The sequence below is a fragment of the Pseudomonas rubra genome, from assembly GCF_028656935.1.
Taxonomy (GTDB): domain Bacteria; phylum Pseudomonadota; class Gammaproteobacteria; order Pseudomonadales; family Pseudomonadaceae; genus Aquipseudomonas; species Aquipseudomonas rubra.
In genome coordinates this window covers 21,295-34,593 of record NZ_JAMDGZ010000037.1, presented here as the reverse complement: position 1 = coordinate 34,593, position 13,299 = coordinate 21,295, and the positions used below count along the sequence as shown (strand labels likewise).

The following is a 13,299-nucleotide window of genomic DNA, read 5'->3' as shown; positions in this document are numbered from 1 at the left end:
ACCGCGTTATTGCAAAGAGACAGAGCGGGGCAGCCAGACCCCGCTCCAGGTCAAACCCGCAGTGGGGTTATTCGTACTGCAGAACGAACGGCAGAGTGGCATCACCGCGACCGGCGACGACCGTGTCCAGGGCGCCAGTGGTGACGTAGGCGGCGGAGAACTTCAGCGAGGTGTTGCCGTCCTGCAGGGTGTTTTCGACGCGCGCGGTGGCGTCCGAGGTCAGGTCGATCAACGCACCGTTTGCATCGAGCAGGGCGATACCGACGTTCTTCGCAGCCCCCAGGCCGTCGATCAGGCGCAGCACCTTGGTGCCCTCGACCAGGCCGGAACCGGCGCCGGTTTTGGGTTGGAAGATCATCGACACCTTGGTGCCCTTGTTGCAGTTGATCTTCATGTCAAAGTTTTCGGCGCTCAGTGTACCGTTGCCGATTGGCGCAGCGGCAGTGCCCATGTCTTTGATCGATACGTTGCCCAGTGGCACGGAGATCGACTTGTTCAGGTCCGAGCCCTGCACGGAACAGGCGTCATTGTTGATTTGGCCGGTGAAGCTGATCGTGCCGGAACCGGCTTTGGTCGGCATCGGGTCGGCGGCGAATGCGCTGCCGGTAGCGGCGAGGATCGACAGGGTCATGAATGCCAGGGTGAACTTTTTCATCGTGATGTCCGTATGTGTTTGAAGTGCTGCATGTAAGTGCAGGAACACAATACAAAGGACACCGGGCGGCAAGAATCAGACGATCCTTATAAGCCTAGTCGAACAGTTTACGTTCAAGGCAATAGGCCAATAAGTCCTGATTGCTGGTGACCTCCAGTTTACGCATGGCGGCGACCTTTTGCGCACTGATGGTCTTGGTACTTCGATTCTGCATACGGGCGATGTCGTTGACGCTCAGCCCGGCGACAAACAGGCGCAGTATTTCATGTTCCCTGGGCGAGAGCCGGGCAAAGCGTTCGTCCAGGGCGCAGGTGGATTCCACCACCGAGGTTCGCGCAGCCCCGGCGCTGCGAAACGGCTTGCCCGTGGCGACGGCCTTGAGTGCGGCTTCAATGTCGTTGTGCAACTGACTTTTCTGGATCACCCCAAGCACGCCCAGTTCATGCAGCCGGGTCAGGATCAGTGGGTTGCTGATCATGGTCAGCACCAGGATCTGCACGTCCGCAAAGCGTCGCTTCAAATAGCCCACAAGTTTTAGGCCATCGCCGTAGGGGGAGTCCACGGGCATGTTGAAATCGGTGATGATCAGGTCTACCGACTGTTGCTCCAGCAGTGCGACCAGACCGTCGGAGCTGACGGCTTCGCCGACTACACGAAAATGCACATCGCGCTCGACCAACTCGCGTACGCCAAGCAACACGATCGGGTGATCATCAGCGATGACAACGTTTAACTTCTCCATGACCTGGTCATCCTTAAGCGTTATTGAAAATACGGGGTTGATCATTCAACGCTGAGCAGCAGAGCGCTCAGCTGTTCAAGGATGTTGCGTACCGCCAGTGCCAGGGGCGGGGTGATGTTCAGCCCGGTGAGGCGGCACTCAAGTTCTGCGCAGGCCTGTGCAAGCTCGGCGGCATGTACCACGGCCAGTGATCCGGCCATGCTGTGAAGTTTTTGTGCAACGCCGTCGGCATCGCCACGCTCCAGCGCCGCGAGAGTGTCTTGCATGTCCTGTTGCAGGGTGCGGACAAACAGTTCACGCATTTTTGCTGACAGCTGCAGTGGGGGGGAGGCCGGTTGTGGTATTGGAGGCAGGCTAGCGCTGAGGACCTGCTCGGCTTTGCAGTGTTTGAGCAATTGTGTGCGCAAGGTCTGCAGGGTCAGCGGCTTGACCAGCCAGGCATTCATGCCCACGGCAGCGCAGCGCTCACCTTCCTCGCGCAGGGCATTGGCCGTGACCCCGATAATCGGCACCTGGCTATCTTGCTGGCGCAACGCCGAGGCCAGTTCGTAGCCATTGGTGATGGGCATGTTGACGTCAGTCAGAATCAGGTCGAACAACCCGGGCCGCCACTGGGCGAGTGCCTGTTCTCCGTTGTCGGCCACCGTTACCACACAGCCCAGGGCTTGCAGCTGCTCTTCGATGATGGCCTGGTTGATCGGGTTGTCTTCGGCCACCAACACCCGCAGGTTCAGGGGCAGGGCCTGGTGTGTCGGCGGTAACTGATGTTGGGGATTGGCACCTTGCTGCGCCAGGTACACGGCCCAGGCGATCGCCCGCACATCATGGGCATCGACATCCCAGCCATGGGCCGAGTGCTGTGGCGGATTTGGCGCACCGGCGGTGGCGATAATCCGTGTACCGGGCCAGGGTGCCTGGTTGTCTGCGGGCAACAGGTCTACCAACAATGTCGAGACCGTTGCCGGTTTCATCTCGGCGCCAGCGGGCCAGGCCTGGGCGCCCAGGCGGTTGAGCCAGGCACACAGGTGTTGTGCCAGCTCCTGGGTTGGGGCGCGCACGCACACCTGCGCAGCGCTTGCCTGCAAATCTGGACAATCGGCCAGCTTGCCCGGTTGCTGTTCAAGTGTCAGTTGCAGGGAGAAGCTGCTGCCCAGGCCAGGTTCGCTGACCACCTTGAGCTGGCCTGCCATCAATTCGCATAGCCACCAGCAAATAGCCAGTCCCAAGCCTGCGCCCGCTTCACTGGAGGCATCGTGAACCTGATAGAACGGATCAAACAACTGCTTCTGCTGGGCCTGGGAGATACCGATGCCCGAATCGCTGACCTGCCACTGCAGGCCAACTTCCTCGCAATGCTGCTCCACCACGCGCAGCCGCAGCACCACCCGCCCGTGCTCGGTGAACTTGATGGCGTTGCTCAGCAGGTTATTGAGGATCTGGCGGATGCGCAGCGGATCGCCACGCACCCGGTCAGGGAGCTTGGCGTCAATGCAGGCGTACAGCTGCAAGCCCTTGGCCTGCGCAAAGGCACTGTAGGTGCGCAAGGTGTCTTCGGTGAGTTCCAGGGGGCAGAAGTCCTGGGCTTCCAGGGTCATCTGCCCGGATTCGATCTTCGACACATCCAGCACGTCGCTGATCAACTGGAACAAGGTTGCCGAAGAGCGCTGGATGGTGTCCAGGTACTGCCGCTGGCGAGGTTCAAGCGCTGTCAAACCCAACAGTTCCAGGGTGCCCAGAACGCCGTACAGCGGCGTGCGGATCTCGTGGCTCATGGTGGCCAGGAACCGGGTCTTGGCCTCGTTGGCCGAATCTGCGTCCTTGCGCGCCTCTTCCAGCGCGGCGGCGTCCTCGACCCGGCGGGTGACATCGTGGATCGCGCAAAGCCAGACGTCCTCACCGTGATAGCGCGTAGAGATGAAGTCGACATGCAGGTGCCGACCGTCACTCTCAAGGTCGGTCTGCCCGGCGTGGATAAGATCGTGCTGGCGGTTGAGGGCACTGATCAGCTTGGCGCTGTCCTGCCATTGTTGGGCACGCTGGTTCTCCAGCAATACGCTGTGGTCACTGCGGCGTATCACGCACAGGCCGGTAGGCGCCGAGTCGATAACGGCGCGGCTGAACGCCTCGCTTTCAGCGATGCTCTCGTGGGCCCTGTGAGCCGGCAGCACGACCCGGCGCTTGTACCAGCGATTGAATGCCCAACCACCGGCCAACGCCGCCAGCAGCGCCAGCAACAGGCCGAGCAACGGCCAGCGGGCGTAATTGAGGAAGCTTTTCACGCTGATGACGTAGATCCCCGACCAGGGCCGCTCGCCGGCGCTCGACACCTTGAACACCAGCCCGTCACTGTTGAAATTCAGCCCTTCATGCAGATGCACCTGCGGCTTTACCGTGCCGATCAGTGCTTGGCCAGAGGGGGCGATCAGGGTGAAATGGTCATAGATCGACCACTGCATGATCCGCTCGACGTCGTTGACCTGAGACAGGTTCAGCAGTGAAGCGACGACTACCCAAGGGGTGGCGCCTTGGATATCCAGGTGGGTCGAGGAGAGATCGATATTGATGTAACCGAGTACGGACGCGGTGGTCTCGTTATCGGATGCTGTGTTGTATTGCACCCAGTGCACCCGACCGTCCAGTGGCTTTGGATTGTTGTCGTGCAGGCGCTGCAGCACATGCTGCATCACCTCGGCGAACGTACCGCCCTGTATCTGGCCGGCGTCGCGCAGCCGGCCAGCGGCGGGCACGGCGATGTCGAACTTGTCCGGAACGTTGAACAGAAACACCTGGGGTGACTGAAAGTGCGAGGCAGACCAGAAGGCGCTGTAGTAATCGGCCAGGTGCGCTCCGAGGGTGTAGATTTTCGGATGTTGGCTCGCAGTAACCATTTTCCCGTCGATCTTCACGCTGAAGGGCAAGGAAAACGAATGCTGCTGGCCTTTAACGATATCAGGGCCTTCATTGGGCAGTGCCTGTTGCAACGCCAGGGGCGTGGCGACTGCAGCCGGTAGGTCACCCACGGCGGTTTGCACGGACACGGTGTTGAGGAAGGCTTCCTGCTCGCGCAGGTTCTCCAGTAGCCGGGCAAAGTGAAAGCGCACGGTGTCGTGCTGTTCTTCGAGTGTGCGTTGCACCCCCCAATAGCTGATGCCGATCAGCAACAGAGCGGTTGCACACAGTACAGTCAGGCCGGTGTGCAAGCGCAGTGAACTATTGGCCAGCCTCTCGAAGAAGGCATTGGGTTGATTCATCAAGCGGCCACCCGGTGGCGAGTGAGTGCGAAGTGGTTATGCACGGTGACCTCGAAGCGATAGACGATCATAAGCCTGTAGGTTCGGGTCAATAGGCGCTCGCCGGACCGTCATGGGTCAACAATTGCTGGAATTGACTCGAAGACACAGCGTGGGAAATCAGGAAGCCCTGAACCTGAGTGCAGTCAATTTTACGCAACAGAGCAAGTTCCTGCGCGGTTTCCACGCCTTCGGCCACCACGGTCAGCCCCAGTTGCCGGCCCAACGCGACAATGCTGGTCAAGGCCTGGGCCAGTTCTTCGTTTTCGTTGCAGCCCTGGACCAGCGCCCGATCGATCTTCAACTCGGTAAACGGCGTCGACACCAGGTTCATGTAGGAGCTGTAGCCTTTGCCGAAATCATCTTGTGACAGGCCAAACCCCATGATCCGCAAACGGCAGGCGCCGGCGTAGAAGTTGCTCATGTCCTGTGGCACCGAGCACTCCATCAGCTCAAAGCAGATTCTACCCGGCACGCCGTGTTGATTGCGCACAAACTCAAGAATGCGATCTGCCAGGTCATGGCTGTTGAGCAGGTGCGTGGGCAGGTTGATCGACACCGGAATGTCATAACCCAGCGTCCGCCATTGCGCCTGGGCCTTGATCGCCTGCCCCAACACCAGCCACAACAGGCGTTCTTCCAGGCCGTACAGCTTGAGCGCGGTCAGGAACATGCCCGGCAGCAGCACACCGTACTCGGGGTGCATCCAGCGCACCAGCGCTTCGGCTGCAACGATGCGACCATTGGCCAGGGCCTTCTTGGGTTGAAACCAGGCTTGCAGTTGGCCATTGTCGAGGGCATTGAGGATCACCTGACGTTCGAAGCCCGGGGTAGGCGCGGGCAGGACGGTGTTGCGCAAGCCCAGGAGTTGCTCTGTCAGGCTACGCAGCGCAGTGACTTGTACCGGCTTGGAGATCAGGCCGATGACCCTTACCCCCAGGTTGCGGGCTACCAGACCGGCAGCCATCATCATCCGTCGTGAGGTCGCGCTCATGATTGCCAGGGCGGGCCTGCAGCGCAGGGCTGCCAGGCCCTGGATAAATTGCACGCCATCCATGCCGGGCATCAGCAGATCAGTGAGGACCAGGTCGAACTCACGCCGTTTCAAGCGTGCGAGCGCTTCTGCGCCATCGCTTGCCACCTCCAGGTGGAAATCACCCAGTTCGCTGAACAGGTGCTGCACGTACAGATGCTGGAACGGGTGGTCTTCGACAATCAGGATGCTACAGGGCTTCATGGGCAGTTCTTTCATAAGGCGCCAGATAGTTGAACAGGTCTCTGAGGGTGAACGGCTTGACCAGGCAGTGATTCATGCCGGCCGCCAGGCACAAGGCCGCTTCACCGCGCAGGGCGTTGGCGGTGGCACCGATGATCGGCGCCGTGCAACCCAGGTCGCGCAGCTTGCGAGCCAACTCGTAGCCATTGAGACCAGGCATGTTGACGTCGCTCAGGACCGCATCGAATTGCCCGTGGCGCCAGAGTGACAACGCCTCTTTGCCATTGGCAGCCAACGCCACGGTGCAGCCAAGCGCTTCGAGTTGATCGCGCAGGATCAGTTGATTAATAACGTTGTCTTCGGCCACCAGGATGTGCAGCCCCAGCGGTTTGAGGTCGGGTAGCTCGAGTGCCTCCTGAGGCGTTGCCACCCACAGTCCCTGAGCCAGGCTTACGGCCTGGTGAATGGCCAGCAAGTCGTTGAGGTTGACCTTCCACGCGCCGGACATGATCTGCGCTTCGTTGCTGCCATCAGCACTGGCCAGCACCAGCGGCCCACGCCACTGGGGTTCAAGACGTTGCTCGAATGCGTTGGCGTGCAGTTCGATCAGCACACTTTGCGCAGCGAATTCCGCCCGTGGCGGGCGCCCGATGTGTGGGCGGGCGCCCCAGCGCCGCAACCAGCCACTGATGGCCTCGGCCAGTTCACGGATCGGTGAAACCACATAGATAACCTCCGGCAGCAATGCGCTCATGGCGCTGGGTGCGTTGCTGCTCAAGGCTTGCTCCAACGGCAGGGTCAAAGAAAAACTGCTGCCCAGCCCCAGCTCGCTGACCATCTGGATGCTGCCGTTCATCAAATGGGTCAGGCGCTGGCAGATGGGCAGGCCCAGGCCCGTGCCGGCCACGACATTGGCGTTGCCGTTGATCTGATAGAAGGGGTCGAAGATCAACGCCTGGTCGTCCTGGCTGATGCCTTTGCCGGTGTCCGACACTTGCCATTGCACGGTGCTACGCTCGCCTTCCTGGCACAGCAGCCTGACCCGCAGAACCACCCGTCCGGCGTCAGTAAACTTCACGGCATTGCTCAGCAGATTGTTGAGGATCTGGCGGATCCTCGTGGCGTCGCCATTAACCCGTTCCGGTAGCTTCGGGTCCAGGCAGCTGTACAGCAGCAAGCCTTTGCTGCGCGCGGCGGCGGCATAGCCGTGGAGGCTTTCTTGAACCAGCGCCAACAGGGAAAACTCGTTGGACTCCAGCACCAACTGTCCCGCTTCGATTTTCGACACGTCCAGGACATCGCAAATAAGTTGCAACAACGTCGCCGAGGAGCCTTCGATCGCCCGCAGATAATCGCGCTGCTGGACATCCAGCGGGGTGCGCGTCAGCAGCTCCAGGGTGCCCAGCACGCCATACAGCGGCGTACGGATTTCGTGGCTCATGGTGGCCAGAAACAAGGTCTTGGCTTCGTTGGCGGCATCAGCCAGCTGCCGTGCCTGCTGCAAGGCCTCTTCGATCTGGGTTCGCGCACTGATGTCGCTGAAGGCGCACAGCAGGACCTCCTCGCCCTTGTAGCGGCTCGGCGCACCGCTCAAGTACAGGTGGCGTCCGTCAGCGGTTTGAAAATAGTCGGTGAGGGTCGCCGATGGGCTGTTGAAGGCCTGACGAATCCAGCCTGGGCACAGCTGCTTGCGCTCATCGCCCTGGCCCAGCCATTGTTGCGACAGGGTATTTTCCAGGACGATCTGACCGTCGCTACGGCGCAGTACACACAGGGCCACGGGGGCGGTCTGGATCACATCGCGGCTGAACAACTCGCTTTCGACCACCGCCTGGATCCGGTGAATCGTCGGGTTAATGAAGCGCAGCTCCAGGCGCCGGATCAGCAGCCATACCAGGCTGATGCTGAGCAGGCAGAACAGCAGGGCGCCTGCCAGTTGTGGTACGAGTGCTGCAAGCAGCGCTTGCAGGCTGATGAAGTACACCAGTTGCCAATCGGATGACTTGAGTTGTTTGCGAATCACCAGATGATCGGGCAGCCAGCCTTCACCGACCAGGCCAAAGAAGTTCGCGCGCTGTAGCTGCAACAGGTTCTGGCTCAAGTGCGGGCTGTGGCTGTTGCTGAACAGCAGCATGCCCTGGGCGTTGAACATCAGGAACTCGCCCGCGCTTTGATCGTTCAAGGCACTGGAGACTTTACTGCCATCCATTTCCAGCCCCAACCAGCCGGAGTTGACGTCACGCGCGTCCAGACGGATGAAAATATAAAGTTGTGAATGCCGGGCCGACTGGTGGGTCAGCCAAAGTTCCTCGTGGGGCGCTGTATTGTCGCGCTTGAGGGTTTCCAGGCGGTTCAGCATCGCCTGGGGGAAAGTCTTTGGCATCGTGGTTGCGGTGTACAGACGTTTCACCTGGGCGTGGCTACCGCTGCTGACATAGAGCAGATTGACCTGCTTGGCTTTCAGGTTGTCGCGCATGCGCTGGGTCAAGCCGATACGCCACTGCTTGCCAAGGGTAGTGCCCAGCAGCAGGTGGATCTCTTCATCGGAGGCTGGTGGAGGCGTTCGCGATTTACGGGTAGCGGACAGGCTCAGGCCTTCGAGCAGAGCCTGGCGGGTGGTGAAGAAGGTATGCGCTTCGGCAATGGCGCTGCTCATGTAACCGCGGCGTTGCGACACTTCATTGGTGAAGGTGAACAACAGAAAGTTGTAGACCCCTCCCAGAATGCCAACCAGCAGCACTAGGGCGAAAATGCGCAATAAGCGCCGCGCCGCATGGGGGGTGGAAAGGATCGGGTTGATCTGATGCAGGTACGTCTTCAATCTCATGCCGGCACTCTAAGCAGGCAGAAGTGCGGGCGATATCAGACGATCCTTAAATGGCTACAGGTAGTTCATGATGAAGGTTACTGCGGTGTTGGCGCTGCCTGCTTCAAGACGACCTTCGGCCAGGCGGTAATAGGCGGCGGACAACGGAATCTTGAAGTCGCTACCGCCGGGGTCGAAGCCACTGAAGGTGTACGGCGTATCCAGGGCGATCGGCTGACCGGCCTCGTTCATCAATTGCAGGCCGATGCCCTTGGCCGTCGAGCTGGCATTCAATGCCACGATGCCCTTGCTTGAATCGATGACCGCAGTGGTGGCCTTGAGTTGGTAGGTCACTTTCTTGATGCCGCGTTGGCACTGATTCAGGGCGATGTTGAACTTGATTGGCCGTGGGGCGTCGCCGGCTTTTGCAAACTCATGCAGGCTGTAGTCGTTGCCCATTTCCACCGGCACTGAAGGGGTCTGGCATGAAGCGGTGTTGAGTTTGATCGGATTGGCCAGGTAGAACTGGACGAACACCAGGTCTGTGGCTTGAAGATTGCCCAGAAAGCCTGCGGGCACCTCGTTTGTCGATGCCAGCTCAGCGGACTTGAATATTTCCAGGGTGTAGTTGCCACCGTTGGTCGTGTAGGTACCCGAGCCTATAGCAAACGGTGGTGGCATATGGGTGATGTTTGGGTGAGGCGTACCTACCCGAAAGGAAAGCCCGGTCTTGCCCAGGGGGTAGGTGTTGCTGACCGGAACTCCCAGGGCGGGGTTCATGGTAAAGCCATACCGCGATGCTGCCGAACAGGTGAAGATATGTTCGGCCGAGTTCAGGCTTTGCTGGTACACCAGGGTACCGATCGGTGCGTCCCGGGGAATGGTAAAACTGTCAGCATTCAAATGGGTGCCGAAGTTCAGCGTCGCGGTGACGTTGTGCATGTCGGTATAGGTAAATTTACAATTGGCAGCCTTTGCCTGGGTCGTACCTGCAAGGGTGAGTGCGCAAGCGATGGTCAGGGCAGCGCGCAGTCGGCGTTGGCGGGTGGAATGTTCCATGGCGATGAGGGTACACAGTGAAAAGATGCTCGGCACTCTAGTCACTGTGATCTGCCGCGGACATCAGGCAATTCTTAGATTGCCACGCGATACTCCCGCGCATCTCAGGGGAGCTTCAACGGTTCGTATTCCAGCGCTGTTTCGTTACCCTGGCGGTCGATCCGGTAGTGCTTGCCGTCACGTTTCACGATGGCCTGACCGTCACGGAAAAAAGCCCGGCTGTCATAGATGAACGGCAGTACCACCTTGCCCTTGAGGTCGACAAATCCCCATTTGCCTTCCTTGGACACGCTCAGCAGATTGTCGTTGATCAACCGTCCGCCCCAGGTGTTGTAGGCGATGCCGTCGTACTGGAAGGGCAGAACCTGTTTGCCGGAAGTGCTCATAAGCCCGCCCAGGTCATTCTCGTAGACCACCACATAACCATCCTGGCACAACGGGCGCTGGCTGAAGCGCAGCGGGATCACCACTTCGCCCTTGCGATTGAGCATGCCGTAGCGGCGGTCTTTTTTAACGATGGCCAGGCCGTCCTGGCTTTCTCGGAAGTACTCGACCCGTTCATACTCGAAGGGCACCACTGTGCGGCCCTTGGTATCGATGTAGCCGCAGGTCTCGGGCGTCAGGCAAGCACCCGCCAGGCCCATTGAGAAGCCGTCTACCTTGGTGTAGCGGGCAGGGATCTGCAGTTGCCCGTTGCGGCCCATGAAACCCCACTTGTTGTCGATCCGCACCGGCGCCAGGCCTTCGTGAAAGGTGGGCTGGAGCTCCAGGGTCGGTGCGACAATGACTTTGCCGGTGGAGTCTTTGAGCCCGTACTTGCCGTTTTCACGAAAGCTGATGGGATCGACGGGAGTCATGCTGCAAGCCGTCAGGGCAGCGCCCAGGCACAGTAACGGGAGGGAGCAAAACAGAGCCTTCAATTGAGTGCATTCCTTGGCAAGGCGAGAGAGGAGAAAGGCGCGCACCTTAGCCGATCGCGCCGGCCTTGCCCAGCCATTCAACCGCGGGCAAAGGCCTCAAGCCCCGCGCCTTCAAGGCGGTAGCGCACCCATTCATCCTGGGGCAGGGCGCCGAGGGATTTGTAGAACTCGATGGCCGGTTCGTTCCAGTCCAGCACGCTCCACTCAAGGCGCCCGCAACCGTTCTCGCAGGCTTCGACGGCGATATGGCGCAGCAACTTTTTGCCCGCACCGCCACCGCGCTGTTCCGGGGTGATGTACAGGTCTTCAAGGTAGATGCCGTTGCGCCCCAGCCAGGTCGAATAGCTGTAGAAGTACACCGCATAGCCGATGGCCTGGCCGTCGCGCTCGCAGATCAGGCTAAGGGCCTTGGCGCCGTCATCGAACAGGGTGCGTTCGATGTCAGCCTGGGAGGCGATCACTTCGTGGACGGCACGTTCGTAGTCGGCCAGTTCAGTGATGAAGGCAAGGATCTGGGCGGCGTCGTCGCGTCGGGCAGGGCGGATGGTCAGGCTCATGGCGGGCTTTCCGGCAGGTGAGGTAATCGCCCATGTTAGCTGGAACTGGCCTTCAGCGTTAGCGCACGGCATGCTAGGGCCACGTTCGAATTTCCAAAGCCACACAAGGAAACCTGCGATGACCTGGTCTGCCGCGCAGTACAGCACCTTCGAGAACGAACGCACACGCCCGGTGCGCGACCTGGTGGCAGCATTGCCCAACCAGGCGGTGGCCAGCGCCGTGGACCTTGGCTGCGGCCCGGGCAACTCCACGCAAGTGCTTGCCGGCCGCTATCCCGGGGCGCAGGTGAGCGGCCTCGACAGCAGCGAAGACATGATCGTTGCCGCCCGCCAGCGTTTGCCGCAGATGGCGTTCGAGGTGGGCGATATCGGTAGCTGGCGCAGCGAGCAGGGCGTCGATGTGATTCTCGCCAACGCCTCTTTGCAATGGCTGCCCGACCACGCAGTGCTATACCCGCGCCTGGTGCGCCAGTTGGCGGTCGGTGGCAGCCTGGCCATCCAGACCCCGGACAACCTCGATGAACCGGCCCATCGGCAGATTCGCGAGATCGCCAAGCTTGGTACCTGGGCCAGCAAGGTGGGTGACCTCAAGCTGCCGCCTCGGCACACCGCCGCCTACTACTACGATGTGCTCAGCCCTCACTGCCGGCGGGTCGATGTCTGGCGCACCACCTATTACCACCCGCTGGTGGGCGGTGCGGCGGCGGTGGTGGAGTGGTTCAAGGGCTCGGCGCTGCGGCCGTACCTGGCGGCACTGGAGGCCCAGGAGCAGGCAGACTTTCTCCAGTACTACCTGCAGGCCATGGAGCAGGCGTATCCGCCTGCGGCCGATGGCACGGTGCTGTTGCCGTTTCCGCGGCTGTTCATCGTTGCCACCCGCTAGGCAATGCGCTGCTGGCGCCGCGCCTGCCACCGGCGCACCACACGCAGGTAAACCAGGCCGTTGACCAGTACCACCACCGAGCCGAGCACCAGCTGGATGCCCGGCGTCAGCCCGGCCGGGTAGATGATCGGCCAGATGTAGTGCTCGATGAAGCCGCCTTCGTAACCGGCCAGGCCCGAGGCCTGGCGCAGGTGGTTTTCCCAGGCGGTGAGCGGGCAGGTGAGGTGAAAGAACTCCACGGCGGTGCCCCAGCACACTGCCGGCAAATGCCACCACATTGCGCCGCGCCATTTGAGTACCAGCAAACCGCCAAACAGCACGAAGACAATGAACAACAAGTGAAACAGCACCAGACCATCGGCGCCCAGGCGGTACAGCATGACGATTCCTTCCTTGCGGGGGGTTCCTGTAGTCACCATGATATAGGCATTCACCGGCCGGCACGATTGCCATGATCCACCTGGCCAAGGCATGCTTGGGTCTTTCTGCCTGCGGAGCCTGCGATGGAAGCCTCGACCCTGCTGCTCTATGTCATTGCCGCCGGCGCGGTGATGATCACCCCCGGCCCGGCCATGCTCCTGGCCCTGAACAATGGCGCCTCCCACGGCATGCGCGTGGCGGGGTTCGGCATGGCCGGTGCGATGCTCTCCGATCTGCTGTTGATTGCCGCGGTGGGCTGCGGCCTGGGTGCGCTGCTGCAGGCCTCGGAGCAGCTGTTCAGTGTGGTCAAGTGGGTGGGTGCGGTGTACCTGCTGTACCTGGCCTGGGTGCTCTGGCGTGCGCCAACCAGCGCCTTGCAACGTAGCGGTATCAGCGCCGGTGCCACCGGGCGTTCGGCGTTCTTGCGGGCCTTGTTCGTCGGTTTGTCCAACCCCAAGGGCTTGCTGTTCTTCTCGGCGTTTTTGCCGCAGTTCATTCGTCCCGATCAGCCAGTGGCCGAGCAGTACCTGGTGCTGGCGATCACCAGCGCGGCGATCGACGGGGTGATGATGGCCGTCTACGCCTATGGTGGGCGCCACGCCATGCGGCGGTTTTCGGCGCGCACCATGCAATGGATCAACCGCAGTTGCGCCGGCATGCTGGCAGCGCTGGCGGTGGGGTTGAGTTTGTATCGGCGCAGTGATCTGCGCTGAGAGCAAACAGGCGAGGGAGGCTCAATGAGCCTCCCTCG

The 13,299-nt window shown here is 60.8% G+C and carries 11 protein-coding genes; 2 read left to right on the top strand and 9 right to left on the bottom strand.

All coding sequences use genetic code 11. From position 1 onward, the window contains the following. Positions 1-67 precede the first annotated feature (67 nt). The 8 genes from M5G17_RS17470 to M5G17_RS17435 form a co-directional block, all read right to left on the bottom strand. Positions 68-655 carry a fimbrial protein gene (locus tag M5G17_RS17470; protein WP_273894170.1) on the bottom strand — a complete coding sequence of 196 codons (588 nt, stop codon included), beginning with the start codon at positions 653-655 and terminating at the stop codon, positions 68-70. A 94-nt stretch (positions 656-749) separates the two neighbouring features. Further along, positions 750-1,397 carry a response regulator gene (locus M5G17_RS17465; protein WP_273894169.1) on the bottom strand — a complete coding sequence of 216 codons (648 nt, stop codon included), beginning with the start codon at positions 1,395-1,397 and terminating at the stop codon, positions 750-752. 41 nt (positions 1,398-1,438) lie between these two features. Beyond that, positions 1,439-4,648 (bottom strand): hybrid sensor histidine kinase/response regulator, encoded by a 3,210-nt coding sequence (locus M5G17_RS17460; protein WP_273894168.1) that lies wholly within the window; start codon positions 4,646-4,648, stop codon positions 1,439-1,441. An 88-nt stretch (positions 4,649-4,736) separates the two neighbouring features. Beyond that, complete coding sequence (pvrR, locus tag M5G17_RS17455) at positions 4,737-5,924, bottom strand: response regulator cyclic di-GMP phosphodiesterase PvrR (RefSeq protein WP_273894167.1); 1,188 nt, start codon at positions 5,922-5,924, stop codon at positions 4,737-4,739. Continuing rightward, the gene (locus tag M5G17_RS17450; RefSeq protein ID WP_273894166.1) at positions 5,911-8,730 is read right to left on the bottom strand and encodes an ATP-binding protein; all 2,820 of its coding nucleotides are present in this window, start codon (positions 8,728-8,730) and stop codon (positions 5,911-5,913) included. The genes pvrR and M5G17_RS17450 overlap by 14 nt, the downstream gene beginning before the upstream one ends. Positions 8,731-8,784: 54 nt before the next feature. Beyond that, a complete protein-coding gene (locus tag M5G17_RS17445; RefSeq protein WP_273894165.1) occupies positions 8,785-9,768 on the bottom strand; it encodes a fimbrial protein in 984 nt (327 codons plus the stop codon). A 104-nt stretch (positions 9,769-9,872) separates the two neighbouring features. Further along, a complete protein-coding gene (locus M5G17_RS17440; protein ID WP_273894164.1) occupies positions 9,873-10,625 on the bottom strand; it encodes a WG repeat-containing protein in 753 nt (250 codons plus the stop codon). Positions 10,626-10,765: 140 nt separating this feature from the next. Further along, positions 10,766-11,245 (bottom strand): GNAT family N-acetyltransferase, encoded by a 480-nt coding sequence (locus M5G17_RS17435; protein WP_273894163.1) that lies wholly within the window; start codon positions 11,243-11,245, stop codon positions 10,766-10,768. 118 nt (positions 11,246-11,363) lie between these two features. Here M5G17_RS17435 and tam point away from each other — a divergent pair, with 118 nt between their 5' ends. After that, complete coding sequence (gene tam, locus M5G17_RS17430; RefSeq protein WP_273894162.1) at positions 11,364-12,128, top strand: trans-aconitate 2-methyltransferase; 765 nt, start codon at positions 11,364-11,366, stop codon at positions 12,126-12,128. Here the strand turns inward: tam and M5G17_RS17425 are convergent. Beyond that, positions 12,125-12,508: a DUF2784 domain-containing protein gene (locus tag M5G17_RS17425; RefSeq protein WP_273894161.1), complete on the bottom strand. Its 384-nt coding sequence runs from the start codon at positions 12,506-12,508 to the stop codon at positions 12,125-12,127. The two genes, tam and M5G17_RS17425, sit on opposite strands and share 4 nt — an antisense overlap. Positions 12,509-12,631: 123 nt before the next feature. Between M5G17_RS17425 and M5G17_RS17420 the strand changes: the two genes are divergently transcribed. Beyond that, positions 12,632-13,261 carry a LysE family translocator gene (locus M5G17_RS17420; RefSeq protein ID WP_273894160.1) on the top strand — a complete coding sequence of 210 codons (630 nt, stop codon included), beginning with the start codon at positions 12,632-12,634 and terminating at the stop codon, positions 13,259-13,261. The last annotated feature ends 38 nt before the right edge of the window (positions 13,262-13,299 follow it).

Bases quoted from the DNA above. Each gene is read 5' to 3' on its own strand.
- M5G17_RS17420 (WP_273894160.1), top strand. From the start codon at position 12,632: ATGGAAGCCTCGACCCTGCTGCTCTATGTCATTGCCGCCGGCGCGGTG.
- M5G17_RS17440 (WP_273894164.1), bottom strand. From the start codon at position 10,625: ATGACTCCCGTCGATCCCATCAGCTTTCGTGAAAACGGCAAGTACGGG.
- M5G17_RS17425 (WP_273894161.1), bottom strand. From the start codon at position 12,508: ATGCTGTACCGCCTGGGCGCCGATGGTCTGGTGCTGTTTCACTTGTTG.
- M5G17_RS17460 (WP_273894168.1), bottom strand. From the start codon at position 4,648: ATGAATCAACCCAATGCCTTCTTCGAGAGGCTGGCCAATAGTTCACTG.
- M5G17_RS17450 (WP_273894166.1), bottom strand. From the start codon at position 8,730: ATGAGATTGAAGACGTACCTGCATCAGATCAACCCGATCCTTTCCACC.
- tam (WP_273894162.1), top strand. From the start codon at position 11,364: ATGACCTGGTCTGCCGCGCAGTACAGCACCTTCGAGAACGAACGCACA.
- M5G17_RS17435 (WP_273894163.1), bottom strand. From the start codon at position 11,245: ATGAGCCTGACCATCCGCCCTGCCCGACGCGACGACGCCGCCCAGATC.
- M5G17_RS17465 (WP_273894169.1), bottom strand. From the start codon at position 1,397: ATGGAGAAGTTAAACGTTGTCATCGCTGATGATCACCCGATCGTGTTG.
- M5G17_RS17445 (WP_273894165.1), bottom strand. From the start codon at position 9,768: ATGGAACATTCCACCCGCCAACGCCGACTGCGCGCTGCCCTGACCATC.
- M5G17_RS17470 (WP_273894170.1), bottom strand. From the start codon at position 655: ATGAAAAAGTTCACCCTGGCATTCATGACCCTGTCGATCCTCGCCGCT.
- pvrR (WP_273894167.1), bottom strand. From the start codon at position 5,924: ATGAAGCCCTGTAGCATCCTGATTGTCGAAGACCACCCGTTCCAGCAT.